This window comes from Pontibacter sp. HJ8 (assembly GCF_054824225.1).
Genome location: NZ_JSYF01000013.1, coordinates 1 through 13,916 on the forward strand (window position 1 = coordinate 1; position 13,916 = coordinate 13,916).

Annotated in this window: 8 protein-coding genes; 6 read left to right on the forward strand and 2 right to left on the reverse strand. The window is 52.7% G+C overall.

Translation table 11 applies throughout. The annotated features are described in order from the left end of the window. The 6 genes from thrA to OB13_RS00670 all read left to right on the forward strand — a co-directional run. Window positions 1-2,223: bifunctional aspartate kinase/homoserine dehydrogenase I (thrA, locus tag OB13_RS00645; RefSeq protein WP_461488205.1), on the forward strand; the 2,223-nt coding region annotated here is incomplete at its 5' end. Window positions 2,224-2,242: 19 nt separating this feature from the next. Further along, a complete protein-coding gene (locus OB13_RS00650; protein WP_461488206.1) occupies window positions 2,243-3,196 on the forward strand; it encodes a homoserine kinase in 954 nt (317 codons plus the stop codon). Beyond that, window positions 3,196-4,518, forward strand: coding sequence for a threonine synthase (thrC, locus tag OB13_RS00655; protein ID WP_461488207.1), 1,323 nt, complete (start codon window positions 3,196-3,198; stop codon window positions 4,516-4,518). The genes OB13_RS00650 and thrC overlap by 1 nt, the downstream gene beginning before the upstream one ends. Window positions 4,519-4,657: 139 nt before the next feature. Further along, entirely contained in the window at window positions 4,658-6,811 is a 2,154-nt protein-coding gene (locus OB13_RS00660; protein ID WP_461488208.1) for a M48 family metallopeptidase, read from the forward strand. A gap of 99 nt (window positions 6,812-6,910) precedes the next feature. Then, window positions 6,911-7,600, forward strand: a complete 690-nt coding sequence (locus OB13_RS00665) for a helix-turn-helix transcriptional regulator (RefSeq protein ID WP_461488209.1) — start codon at window positions 6,911-6,913, stop codon at window positions 7,598-7,600. 98 nt (window positions 7,601-7,698) lie between these two features. Further along, complete coding sequence (locus OB13_RS00670) at window positions 7,699-8,196, forward strand: DinB family protein (protein WP_461488212.1); 498 nt, start codon at window positions 7,699-7,701, stop codon at window positions 8,194-8,196. Between the two features lie 75 nt (window positions 8,197-8,271). On the opposite strand, the gene OB13_RS00675 is transcribed toward OB13_RS00670, so the two are convergent. Beyond that, window positions 8,272-13,239, reverse strand: a complete 4,968-nt coding sequence (locus tag OB13_RS00675; protein ID WP_461488210.1) for a DNA repair ATPase — start codon at window positions 13,237-13,239, stop codon at window positions 8,272-8,274. 206 nt (window positions 13,240-13,445) lie between these two features. After that, window positions 13,446-13,916 (reverse strand): hypothetical protein (locus OB13_RS00680; protein ID WP_461488211.1); only part of this gene is annotated, 471 nt, incomplete at its 5' end.

Genomic DNA, 13,916 nt, shown 5'->3' on the forward strand with positions numbered 1-13,916 from the left:
AAGGAACTGCTGGAGGTAAAAAATCAGAACCTCGCTTTACTGGGCCTCAGGCTATACTTCAATGAGCTGGAGGAATTGCTGGCCGGCGTCCGGGCTTTGGGAGAAGCATCCGCCCGCATACGCGACCGGGTGGCCGCCTACGGAGAACTCTGCTCCAACTACACCATCACACACGTGCTGAAACAGCATGGCCTCCGGGCGGTCTTTGCCGACGCACGGCAGCTGATCAAAACCGACAGCAACTATGGAAAAGCTACCGTAAACGAGGAACTTACCAGTCGGCAGGTACAAGCATTTTTCAAGCAACACAAGGGGGAAGTTCCGGTCATTACCGGCTTTATAGCCTCCGATGAGCAGGGCAATACTACGACCTTGGGCCGTGGTGGCTCCGACTATACGGCTACCCTGGTAGGAGCGGCTGTTGGTGCGGCAGAGGTGCAGATCTGGACCGATGTCGACGGTTTCATGACCGCCGATCCACGACTGGTAAAGAAGGCCTTCCCGCTTAAACAGCTGTCTTACAACGAGGCGATCGAGCTTTCCTACTTTGGTGCCAAGGTCGTGCATTCGCCTACCATGCTCCCCGCGATCGCCAGAAAGATACCCATCGTGGTCAAGAACACCTTCAACCCCTCCTTTGCAGGAACAGCCATCAGCGCGCAGGCTTCTGTGAACGGCTCGCTTGTAAAAGGCATCACTTCTATTCCGGCTGTGAGTATGCTCACCATACAGGGTGGTGGCATGGTAGGGCATAAAGGCTTCAGTGGCCGGCTGTTCACAGCGCTGGCCCAGGTAGGGGTAAATGTTATCCTGATCACCCAGGCCAGCTCCGAGCACAGCATCACGCTCGCCGTATCGCCGGATGAAGCACCCGTTGCCAGCAAGGCGATCGAAGCGGAGTTCGAATACGAGCTGGTAACCGGAAAGCTCTCCAGACCAGTGGTTGAAACCGGGTATAGCGTGCTGGCTGTGGTTGGGGAAAACATGAAAAAGGCCATCGGCTTATCGGGCAAATTGTTCAGCGCGCTGGGCCGCAGCGGCGTGAATGTGAGCGCCATTGCGCAGGGTTCCTCCGAGCTCAACATCTCGGTCGTGGTGAGCAGCGCTGACTTATCGAAGGCCCTGAACTCAGTGCACGATGCGCTCTTTCTATCGCCCGTCAAAACGCTGAACGTATTCTGCTGCGGCACTGGAAACATCGGCGCCACCCTGCTCAAGCAACTGGAACAGCACCAGGAATTCCTGCAATCCAGCCGCCACCTGAAGATCAACCTGGCAGGCGTTTGCAACAGCAGAAAAATGCTCTGGAACCGCGATGGCATCAGTTTAAATAGCTGGCAGCAGGCCCTGCAGGCGGAGGGAGAACAGAGCAACCTGGACCAGTTTATAGAGCAGGCGGTGGCACTCAACCTGCCCAACTCGGTTTTTATTGATAATACCGGCAGTGTAGCCGTAGCCAACAGCTACAGGCAGCTCTTTGAGCAAAGCTTTTCGGTGGTTACCTGCAACAAGATCCGCAACTGCGGCTCCTTCCCGGACTACCATCAGGACAAGCAGGTGGTGCGCAGGTATGGCGTAGACTATTTTTTTGAGACCAATGTAGGAGCAGGTCTGCCGATCATCAAGACACTGCAGGACCTGCTCATCAGCGGCGACCAGGTACTCAGGATCGAAGCTATCCTTTCAGGCACCATCTCCTTTATCTTCAATGAATACAAAGGCTCGCGTACGTTTGCCGAAGTGGTCAGGGAGGCACAACGGCAAGGCTATACCGAGCCAGATCCGCGCGATGACCTCAGTGGGCTTGACTTTGCCCGCAAAATGCTCATCCTGGCCCGTGAAACCGGTTTGCCGCTCGAACTGAAGGATGTACAGATTCAGCCTGTATTACCGGAAAGCTGTATAGCAGCCCCCTCTGTGGAAGCTTTTTACCAGGAGCTGGAGAAAGCCGAAGCTTATTTTGCCAGATTGAAAGAAGAGGCTGCAGCAGCCAATAAAGTGCTGCGCTATGTGGGCACCCTGGAAAATGGGAATGTAAAAGTAGAACTGATCATGGCTGGCCCGGAACATCCTTTTTACAACCTCACCGGCAGCGACAACATCATCTCGTTCACCACCGATCGCTACCGCCTGAATCCGATGGTGGTCAAAGGGCCTGGCGCAGGAGCCGAAGTAACAGCGGCCGGCGTATTCGCAGATCTGGTTCGGGTGGCAGCGCAGTAAACTCATTAAACTTAAACTTATGAAATCGATAAAAGTGTTTGCACCGGCTACTGTAGCCAACGTGAGCTGCGGATACGATGTATTGGGCTTTGCCGTAAATGCACCGGGCGATGAAGTGATCATGCACCTCAACGACAGCGGTCAGGTAACGCTGGATGTGCTGGAGGGGGACGAAGGCCGACTGCCCCGCGACCCGGAAAAGAACACGGTGAGTGCTGTGGTGATCAACTACCTCCGGCATATAGGTATAGCGCAGGGGGTAAGTATCGAATTGTACAAGCAGATGCCCTTCGGCAGCGGCCTTGGTTCCAGTTCTGCCAGTGCCGTTGCCGGCCTGGTGGCTATCAATGAGTTGATGGGCCAGCCCCTGACAAGGGAACAGTTACTGCCCTTCGCGATGGAGGGCGAGCGGCTGGCCTGTGGCAATGCACACGCCGATAACGTGGCTCCTGCCCTGCTGGGTGGCCTGGTGCTGGTGCGCAGCTATGCTCCCCTGGATGTTGTCCGGCTGCCGGTTCCGGCAGGTTTGGCTTGTGCGCTGGTATACCCGCATGTAGAGATCCCGACCCGGGAAGCGCGGCAGATCCTCAAGACGCACATACCGCTTCGGGACGCCGTTACGCAATGGGGCAATGTGGCAGGCCTGGTAGCAGGCTTCTGTACCAACGACCTGGGCCTGATCAGCCGAAGCATGCAGGATGTGGTAATCGAGCCGATGCGCGCTATGCTCATCCCCTGCTTTCAGGAAATGCGCCAGCTTGCCCTGGAACAGCAGGCACTCGGGTTTGGCATTTCCGGCTCCGGCCCTTCCGTGTTTGCGCTGTGTAGCAACCAGACCATTGCACACAACGTAACCGGCGCCCTGGCGGCAAAGCTAGCGCAGGCAGGCATCGGCAGCACCGTGTATGTATCTGAGATCAACCTGCAGGGACCCGTCATCAAACCTCTACAACCCGTTTTAGCCAAACAATAATGCACTTTATCAGCACCAATAAACAAGCAGCATACGCCCCTTTGCAACAAGCGGTATTGAAAGGACTGGCCGAGGACGGAGGCCTTTACATGCCTGCGTCTATACCTGTACTTCCATCCTCTTTTTTTGAGCAGCTGCACCAGCTCTCCCTGCAGGAAATTGCCTATACCGTAGCCGCCGCTTTCCTGAAGCAGGACGTGCCGGACCAGGTACTAAAACCCCTGGTTGAAGAGGCGATGAACTTTGAGATACCGCTGGTGGAAGTGGAAAAGGACATCTACAGTCTCGAGCTCTTCCATGGCCCGACGATGGCTTTCAAAGATGTGGGAGCCCGCTTTATGTCGCGCCTGATGGCCTACTTTACCCGCGATAAGAGTGATCAGTTGAAGGTGATCGTGGCTACTTCCGGCGATACGGGCAGCGCGGTGGCCGCCGGCTTTCACAACGTGCCAGGTATACAGGTATACATCCTGTTTCCGAAGGGCAAGGTAAGCCCGCTGCAGCAAAAGCAGCTCACTACCTGGGGCGACAACATCACCGCCATTGAGGTAGACGGCACTTTTGATGATTGCCAGCGGCTGGCCAAACAGGCTTTAGGCGACAAAGAGATGAACCGGCAACACCTGCTCACTTCCGCCAACAGCATCAACATTGCCCGGCTCATCCCGCAATCATTTTACTATTTTTATGCTTATGGTCAGCTGCAGCAGCAAGGCAAGCCCCTAGTGTTCAGCGTGCCCAGCGGCAACTTCGGCAACCTGACCGGCGGGCTGCTGGCTGCCGCCATGGGCCTGCCGGTGCACCACTTTGTGGCCTCCACAAATGTCAATGATGTCGTGCCGCTATACCTGCAAACGGGGCTGTATACACCTAAACCATCAGTGCAGACCATCAGCAATGCCATGGACGTAGGTAGTCCCAGCAATTATGCCCGCATGGAAGCCTTGTTTGGCGGCGACCTCGAGCAGTTCCGGCAAAGCATAACAGGCTATACCTCTACTGACGAGGAGACCCGAAAAGCCATACGCGAGGTATACCAACAGTACGGCTATTTACTCGATCCTCACGGGGCGGTGGCTTACAGCGGAGCCAAGCAATTCCTGGCCGAATCCACAGAACCAACCATTGCGGTCTTTCTGGAAACGGCACATCCGGCAAAATTCAAAGAGGTGATGGAAGATACATTGGGAGAAGCCATTGCTATACCTGATAGACTTCAGGAGTTTGCGGAGAAGCAGGAAAAGATCGTACCGATGCAAAACAGTTTTCATGAGTTGAAGACTATACTTTTAAAGGAGGGATCCATAAGCTTGTCTGTTTAGCAATAGGGTAGACATTAGCCGGGGCCTATTATAGTGAAAGTTATTTTTCTATGTGATTTTTTTAGGAAACAAGGAGGAAAAATTGGATCTATAGTTATATTTAAGGTATAAGATATTACCCTATCCAACCCTTTTTATTATGAAACACTTCTACCCTGAAAGTCCTCAGCGTATACCACATGGGTATACGCAACCTTCTTCTTCTTACAAAAGCCAGGTCGTGTATGTGCTGTTGGCGATGGTAGTTTTTCTGGTTCTATACCTGGCCCTGGTGGCTGTAGCCGGTTACCTGCTCTACCTGGCCATCAGCTACCCGATGGAGGATGTTAACAGGTGGACTATCCTGCTGAAAGCGGGTGCTATCGGTATGGCTGGTATGCTGTTTGGCTTTTTGCTCAAGTTTCTCTTCAAGAAGCACGACACTAATAACCCGCTGAACATAGAAGTGACAGAGGAAGAGCACCCGCGCCTGTTCGCTTTCATCAGGCAACTTTGTGAAGAAACCAATGCCCCGCTGCCGCACAAGGTCTATGTAAACCACGAGATAAATGCGTGTGTTTTCTACAACAGCACCATCCTGAGCCTTTTCCTGCCGGTGAAGAAGAACCTGCTGATCGGGCTGGGCCTCGTGAATGCCGTTAACCTGAGCGAATTCAAGGCAGTTCTGGCGCATGAGTTCGGGCACTTTTCGCAAAGCAGCATGAAGCTGGGCAGCTATGTGTACATGGCCAACCGCATCATCCACGGCATGGTGTACGAACGCGACAAATGGGATGAGTTGCTGGAAAAGTGGAAGCATACGAACATACAGCTGGCCATCTTTGGCTGGCTGCTCATGCCCGTTGTGTGGCTGATCCGCAAGTTCATGGCCTTCATTTACCAGGGCATCAACCTGGTGCACGCCTCCCTCTCCCGCCAGATGGAATACAACGCGGACCGTGTTGCCGTGAGCGTAACCGGAAGCGATGCCATCGTCAACGCCCTCTACCGCCTGGGGCCTGCCAGCGAAGCATTTAGTCATTCCAACAGCCACCTCTCCACCGCCATCGACAACAAGATCTATACCACCAACCTGTTCTACCACCACAACCAGGCCATGGATTACCTGATCCGGCATCGGAAAGGGTTTAAGGAGGCGCTGCTGGAAAACAAAAAACCAACCACACCTGGTAATCATTTTATATTTGAGGATAAAGAGGGTCATCTAGCCGAGATGTATGCCAGCCACCCTTCCAATAGTAAGCGGGAGCAAAACGCCAAAGCTGTATACATTGCAGGTATAGAAGATGACCGTTCGCCCTGGCTTCTGTTCGAGGAGCCGCAGGATTTGGCAGAAACTGTTACACAAAACCTGCTGCGGGTAAACCTGCAGCTGCATCCGAATATCAAATTTACGCCGGCCGAGGAAGTACAAACATTTGTAGATGCAGAGCAGCAGGAAACCACCTATAAACCCCACTATCTGGGCGTCTACGACAACCGCTTGCTCTCCGACCTGGACCTGTCAGATCTACAGGTATTGGTAGCGGCTGCAGGTATAACTCCTGCCCAGTTGCCAGCCGCCCTGCAAGCACTTTATGGGGAAGGTCTGCAGAAAAAGATGGAAGAATTGCTGGGACGTTACAAGGATATCCAGACACTCACGCTTATCCTTCAGAAACAGGACAAGCGCAAGACGTACGCGCTCAGCAACGGATTTACTTACGAAGCACATGAAGCACAGGCATTGCTGGAGCAGCGCCTGCTGGTATTTGAGGCCGATGAAGCCTGGTATGCGCAGTTTGACACCAACGTGTTTGCCGTGCATTACCTGCTGACAGAAGGTCAACCGGAAAAAAGAGAGGAGCTGCTGCAGCGCTATACCTTCCTGATGAGTTGGTTGGAGCATTATAGAAAATGGCAACAGGAGCAGCAGAACCTACAAAACTCTCTGGATGCGGTCATCAGCAAAGGGAATCACCTGACAGAGCAGGAGGCAAAAGCGTTTGCAGCAGACTTCCGAAGCCACCGTGGTGCGTTTGATTCCATTCTGAAGGAGGCAGATGCTCTCGTATTCCCTGCGCTACAGAACATCGATACGACACAGTCCGTGCGCCAATACCTGCTTCAGGAAGAACTGGTATGGGTGTCGGCCGATGCTCTTCAGGGAGAAGAACTGAATGCGCTGATCAACCAGACAGTATTGGTCGCGGAACGCATGCAGCGGGTATATTTCAAAGGGTTGGGCAGCATCCTTAGCCTGCAGGAACAACTTGCCGCTTCCGTTTCTGCTGTGGAGCAAGAATTGGTATAGCCGGAAGAAATGTTTTCGTATACTTAAAAGATCTCACTTAAACAGGCAAACCGGGAGCGCCATCTTTTACCTTTGCAACCTTACCCTCGCTCTAAAACGATGAACAGAATTGACCGGCTCTTTGGTATCCTGACGCTGCTGCAGTCGAAGAAGTACGTAACGGCAGAGCAGATTGCCGAGCGGTTCGGGATCAGTGTCCGCACCGTGTACCGCGATGTGAAGGCGCTCGGCGAGCAAGGCGTGCCGGTGAGCTTCGAGCAGCACAAGGGCTACTTTATCGTGCAGGGCTACTTCCTGCCGCCGGTTTCCTTCAGCTCCGAAGAGGCCAGCGCGCTGCTTTTGATGGAAGCGATGGTCTACGGTTTCGCCGATAGGTCGATCCAGGAGCATTATTCCAGTGCCCTCACCAAAGTCAAAAACGTGCTGAAGGCCTCACAGAAGGAAAAGCTCGAAATGCTGACCAATAACATCCGGTTGCAGATCCCGGCCTGCTTTCAACTAAATTCCGATTACCTGGCTGCCCTGCAGCATGCCATTGCCGCAAAGGTGATGGTGGACCTAGCCTACAAGAACAACAAAGAGGAAGTAAGCGCTCGGTTGGTAGAGTCCATCGGGCTGGTGTTCTACGCGCTGAATTGGCACCTGATCGCCTGGTGTCACCTGCGGCACGAGTACCGTGACTTCCGGGTGTCGCGCATCCTGAAGATCAGAAGCACCGAGCAGCCTTTTGAGAAGAAAGACCATATCGTGCTGGGCGACTACATGAAGCTGCTGCCGGTCAATTACTAAAAATATTTTCAGCTTCAAAAGTACACTGCCATAGGGTTGTCAGTGGGCCATAGAATCTTTGTCCTAAACTAAAAAATAAAACTATGACCGTAACCTCCATGACCCTGATTGAATTGTTCACCAAAGAGCTGGAGCAGGAAGCTCAAACGACCCGCAAAATGCTCGAGCGCGTACCCGCAGACAAGTACGACTGGCAGCCTCACCCCAAAAGTATGAGCATGATCCGGTTGGCAACGCACGTAGCAGAACTGCCTGCCTGGATCAAAATGGCTCTGACGACCGACGAACTGGATTTTGCCCAAAATCCTTACCAACCTGTGAAAATAGCCAACACCGAAGAACTCGTGGCGTATTTCGAGAAATCACAGGCCGAAGGAAAAGCTGCCCTGGCCGAGGCACAAGACGAGCAACTGGATCAACCGTGGACTTTGCGGGAAGGCGACCAGATCTACAGCACCTCTTCCAAGGCCGATGTCATCCGCATGTCCATTTCGCAGATCATCCACCACCGCGCGCAGCTGGGCGTGTACCTCCGCCTGCTCGACATTCCCATACCAGGCAGCTACGGCCCGAGTGCCGACGAAACGGGTTTTTAAAGTATTAAAACATCAAAACAGAAAGCCCCTGCAGGTATATACCTGCAGGGGCTTTCTGTTTACCTCCGCTATACCTTACACCTCCTCTGCTGTCTCCAGCCTGCTTGGCTTAAACTGGCTGAGCACTTCTTTTATACCTGCCAGTCCACCCGAGATGTTCTCCATTTCGGACAGCACCTGCCCGACCTGGTTGTTGCCGCCGAAGCCTTTGAGGCGGTTGTTGCGGACGAAGGTGGCCTTGATATCTTCCCAGCGCTGCGCCTCCGCCTCGGTCATGATGCCGATCAGCTGCTTGAACTTGAGCATGTTGGCTTCAGCACCGGTGGTGAGCGTCTGCGACTCGGCTTCGTAGTGCGAGAGGATGAGCGTCTGTAGTTCCTGGTCGTTCATAATTGGCATGACCTTCTCGGCCAGCTTGTTCATGTTGCGGTAAGAACCCTGCAGCTTGAAAGCCGGTTCGGTTCTATATTCGTCGGCCTGCGCCGCGGAACGGATGTACTCCAGGTTCACTTTCAGGATCACGTCCTGGATCTTGAGTAGCTTCTTGAGCACCAACACGTACTCGTTGAGCTCGGCTGCCGAGTGGTTGCCTTCGAACTCCAGTCCTTCGCTGTTGCCGGTTTCGGCCAGTTGCAACAAGGTATAGATGTCCTTCTGGCTTTTGGCCGCCAGCTTCGCCAGCACGGTGTTGGAAGTAAGCGAGTTTTCGATGTAACTCAACTTGAACACGTCTTCCGTGTCGCCGATGATATCACCCAGGTTGTAGATGTCAGCGCGGTTGGCGAGCATGTCCGGGATGCGGAACTTCTCCCCAGTCTCGGTGTAAGGGTTGCCGGCCATCACGACGCATACCTTCTTGCCCCGGAAATCGTAGGTTTTGCTGCGGCCTTTGTACACGCCTTCAATCTTGCGTTGCGCGTCGCAGAGCGAGATGAACTTCTGCAGGAACTCCGGATTACAGTGCTGGATATCGTCGAGATAGATCATCACGTTATCGCCCATCTCGAAGGACAGGTTCAGCTTCTCCAACTCTTCGCGGGCAGCGGCATTAGGTGCCTCTTTCGGGTCCAGCGCTGTTACCTGGTGCCCGATGGCCGGACCGTTGATCTTCATAAAGATAATACCCAAGCGGTTGGCGATGTACTCCATGATCGTCGTCTTACCATAACCCGGCGGCGAGATCAGCAAGAGCATGCCCATCAGGTCGGTGCGCTTGGTCTCCCCTGCCGCGCCGATCTGTTTGGCCAGGTTGGCGCCAATCAGCGGCAGGTATACCTGGTCGATGAGCTTGTTGCGCACAAATGAGGAAAGCACCCGCGGCTTGAACTCGTTCAGGCGCAGCTGCTGCTCGGCCTGCTGGGTCAGGTTCTTTTTGAGCTCCGTGAAAGCTGTAAAAGCGGTGGCGGTGCCGAAGGTATAGTCGCGCAGCCGGCACATGAATTGGTGATAGTGCAGCTGGTATTGCTGCCCCTGCACCTGTTGGTGGTCGCCCTGCATGCCTTGCAGATTTTCCTTCAGCACGGTGTGCACTACCTGCAGCGGATTGTAGCTGTCGGTCAATAGCAAAGTAGCTACTTCGGCTACAAAATCGGCTTTATCCTGTTGTCCGCTCTGGGCCAGGTAGGCCTTGAGCCAATGCTGGATGAGTTCAAACTGGTGGTCCGTATTTTCCTGCAGCGCCTTGACCGACTCTTCGTAGGTATGCTGCACCTTCCGCTCCGTCAGGAAATGTTTGAAGCTGTCGTACAGGACATCGGCCTGGCTGTCGATGACGAAGTGGTTGCCGCGGGTGAGTTCGTAGAACAGGTATTCTCCTGCTTCCGCTGCATTTGCGTCTTTACACAGCCCGGTCTCCTGTAGAAAGGTATACAACTCCTGCTGCAGATCGGCCTTCACTTCGTCAAACTGATGCGTGTCGGGGAAGACCTGCAAAATGGCGCTTATCCCTTTGAGCTGGTGCGTCAGCATTTTCTTCTTTGATTGCGGCACAAAAACTTTCCAGTAGAGTTGCGCGCAGGCCCTGTCGATGGAGGTATAGCGGAGCAAATCGGCTGTCTTGATCAGGCGAATCAAGGCACCTAGAATAAGAGCCGCGTCATGGTCGTGCACGCCTTTCATATAGCCTTCGTTGAAACGAACAGCCATGAATTTGTTCACATACTCGGTCAGTTCCGTTGCGGTGAGTTTGTGCAGTTCGTCGACAGTCAGGAGTTTGAGGTTGTTCTCTGATTGCTGGCTTGCTATACCTTTGTCCTGTGCTGCTTCCAGTATTTTAAAGGCCAGGTACTCGGCGCGGTATACCTGGTTGTTTTCCGACACCAGCGTCTGCTCCCACACCGGGCGGTAGCTCAGGAACGATTCATCGGTGATCTTCTCGAAGAAGTTGGTGCCGGTGAGGTGGTAGTACATGGCGTCATCGCGGTGCACTACGCTTAGCTCCAATGGCTGGGTGTTGACCGTGAACTGGTGCTTGCCGAACTTCAGGATATTGGCGCCTTCCACAAACAGCTCCTGCTTGTCTTTGAGTAGGCGAACAGCGTCTTCCTTCAGTGTTTTGAGGCGGCTCTGAATGGTGTCAGCTTTTACCGTGTCACCGATCCTGAGCAACTCCTCCACCGTGCTCCGCACCTTTTCAATCATCAGGTCGGAGGCGAAATAGCCGTTGATCTCATTCACAGAGGTCAGTTTGCCGGCCCGGTTCTGCACGGCTTTCAGGATACGATCGGCCGCTTGCTGCAAGCTGCCAGCGCGCTTGTTCTGCGCTTCCTGCAGCTGTACCTTCTTCGACTCAAAAGCGCTGTAGATCTCTTCCCGCTTTACAGTGAGCTGCTCGATGTACTCGTCAAAATCCGGGAAGCGGCCTTCCAGTTCTTCCAGCTGTACCATCAGCTTAGCCAGGTATTCTTCGCACTTCTGGGGCGAGTCCGACACATCGAGGTAGTTGACCACGCTCTGGCTGATCAGCTTGATCTGGGAATTGAATTCCGCCTTGCCTTCCTGACTCAGCAGCTCCTTGCGCTTGCGGCGCAGGGTGGCTTTGGTCTGGTTGAAGATGGCGTAAATAGCCGAAATGGTATCGATGATGCGGGTGGTCTGGGTGGCGTCTTCGATCTTGAGGTTACTCACCACATCGATCAGCATTTCCAGCTCCGCCGACACCGCCGCGATTTCCTTGTCGGTCGCATCAGCCTCTACCACTTTCGCTATACCTTCGATGGCCGTGTTTATCTCCTTTACCTTTTTCTCGTAAGGTGCGAGTGCATTGGCCTGTAGTAAAAACTCAACGGCTCCGTTGGCTGTCTCCTGGGCAAAAGTCTGCAGCAGCGTTTCGTATTTCTCAATGGTTGGCAGGTCGGTATACCGCAATTCTTTGAGCGATATCACCTCGCCGCGTATATCCCGCAGATCGGACAGGTATAGCACGTAGTCGTTGATGCTCTCTGCCTTCTTGTGCTTCAGCGTCTGGATCAGCGCGTCGGCTTGCCCCAGCACCTGACTGATCTGCGCCTGGGTGTTCTTCTTGATGCTGAGCACCTTTTCATACTCCTCTACTGCCGCGGTGGCCGTTTGTCGGATAGCCGAAATCGGGGCTGCCAGGTTGTAGGTTTCGGCACGGTTAAGCCAGTGATAGGCATCCAGTACATCTGTCGTTTTCTTGATCAGATCCAGGTATAGGTTGGCATAGGAATCATCCTTGTACAGGAGCGACAGCACTTCGTTGCTCTCGGCCATGGCCCGCACAATGTCCTTGTTGCCGATCTTGTAGAGGTAGGACTCCTGCGTAACCGGTATGGTAAAGTTGGGCCCGATGTAGGGCGTCTGCCAGATCTGAATGGCGTGGTGCTTCTGCGCCTCCTCATCGGCCCGAAAATAGCACAGCTCCCCGTTCTCGTAGATGGCGTAGCCATGGCAGATGATCGGCGTTTCGATCTGCTGCGTGATCAGGTTGTAGGACAGCAACAGGTATACGCTGGACTCTTTGTTGTAGAACACATACAGGAAATCCTCGCCGTTCGGAGAGGCGATGCGCTTCTCGAAGAGCATGTCCTGCAGGTTGTTTTCGAAAGCTTTAAATTCGCCCGTCTGCAGGTAATAGCCGTAGGCGTAGATGATGCCCTGCCCGTCTGGCAGCAGCACGCAACTATGCTCTAAGGCGTCGATGCGGCGCGCCTCTTTCAGCTTGGAGTTGAAGACGATGTAGCGGTAGTTGTTTTCCCGGTAAGGCCGGATCTTCAGCAGGATGATATTACCCAGGATGGCATAGTAGATCTCCGAATCATCGAGCGTCTGGTCCTTGTCCGCGACCTCTTCCGCATAAATGCCGTGCCCGGAATCAGTATTGTCTTCTACTTTGATGGTCAGATCACCCCCTACGGTTTCCACAAACACCTTGTCCTCGATGGATACGTGCGGGAACTTGCCTTTGCGTTGTGCCTCGCGTGTGGCGCGTCTCCAGGTGAAATCGTGCTGATTGGGGTATACAAACTCGTGGTCGCTGCGGTTATCGATGTAGGTGATCGAGTTGCCTTGCAGCAGCCACTTGAAGGTCTTGATATCGTTCACACCCTTGCCGACCCGGAACACCATGTACAGGTAGTTTCCGATAACCGCGAACTTGACGAACTGGGTATTCTTGTAGTATTTGTAGAGCTTCTGGAAGTCCTCTGCAAAGGTTTTATCCTGCAGCATATCCAGCGGCTGCCGGTGGAAAGCATGGCCTTCGTAGGTATAGACGCCAAACACATCTGACAGCTCCACCTCTGACTTGAGGCCGAGGTATACGTTGTAGCCAAAGAGCAAGGTATAGCCCACCGGCACCATGTCCCAGGGCACGCAGTTGTTGTCGGTGGTGATGCGCTCGGTAGTGATCAGCTTCGTCTCGATGGCCCCGAAAACGCTCTTCCGCTCCTGGTTCAGTTGCTCAAGCTGTGCGCGTAGCTCGGTGCCGCTTTTCTGCAGACGGCTGCGCAGGATTTCATAGGTACCACCTTCCAACTGCACATTTTCGGAAGCTGCGGTAGTAGCGGTATTGGTATCTTCCATGTGGGTGGAGGATTATGAATTTAAGATTGGTAAGTTTTTGACTTCAATTAAAGTCAATTGTTTTCACGGCTTATTTTGTACTAATGGGCTTGAATATAACTTATGTCAATTCTCGGAGTACAGGATTGTTCACCCAAGACGAACTTGATTGAATGCAGTAGATTTAGATTCAAGCATTTTACCTGCCACATTCAATATAGGTATTTTCATTTCGCTAATCTTGCTTTTTCTTTAAATGCGATTGCCATTATCTTTGATTCTGAAAGTTCATTAATTATCAAATCTATTACGTCAAGCAAGCCCATTTTAGCTTCTTTCAGCACAGCATACTTATTAGGGATTCTTGATACACTAGACTTCATATAGTTAATTCCTATTAAGGCTCCATCTACTGATTCTGGAATGATTTTTACTATTTTTACCGCATTTTCTAGCTCCTGAATATCTTTTGTAAAAAAATAGTGATGTAGGGCAACTTGTTCAAAGCCATAAAACCCTTCAGAATATAGTTTAGAAAAAAGTATTATTTCATTTTCTAAGCGCTTAGAACATACATTCAAATCTTTTCCGAATCCTTTTAAAAGTGCCCTGACCTGAGGGTCTTTATCATTTAATCCCTTATCAATAAAGCTATTCAATCTTGCAGTGGCATTATCTGCTTTATCTCGCAAATCTTT

Bases quoted from the DNA above. Each gene is read 5' to 3' on its own strand.
- OB13_RS00670 (WP_461488212.1), top strand. From the start codon at position 7,699: ATGACCCTGATTGAATTGTTCACCAAAGAGCTGGAGCAGGAAGCTCAA.
- OB13_RS00660 (WP_461488208.1), top strand. From the start codon at position 4,658: ATGAAACACTTCTACCCTGAAAGTCCTCAGCGTATACCACATGGGTAT.
- OB13_RS00675 (WP_461488210.1), bottom strand. From the start codon at position 13,239: ATGGAAGATACCAATACCGCTACTACCGCAGCTTCCGAAAATGTGCAG.
- OB13_RS00665 (WP_461488209.1), top strand. From the start codon at position 6,911: ATGAACAGAATTGACCGGCTCTTTGGTATCCTGACGCTGCTGCAGTCG.
- OB13_RS00650 (WP_461488206.1), top strand. From the start codon at position 2,243: ATGAAATCGATAAAAGTGTTTGCACCGGCTACTGTAGCCAACGTGAGC.
- thrC (WP_461488207.1), top strand. From the start codon at position 3,196: ATGCACTTTATCAGCACCAATAAACAAGCAGCATACGCCCCTTTGCAA.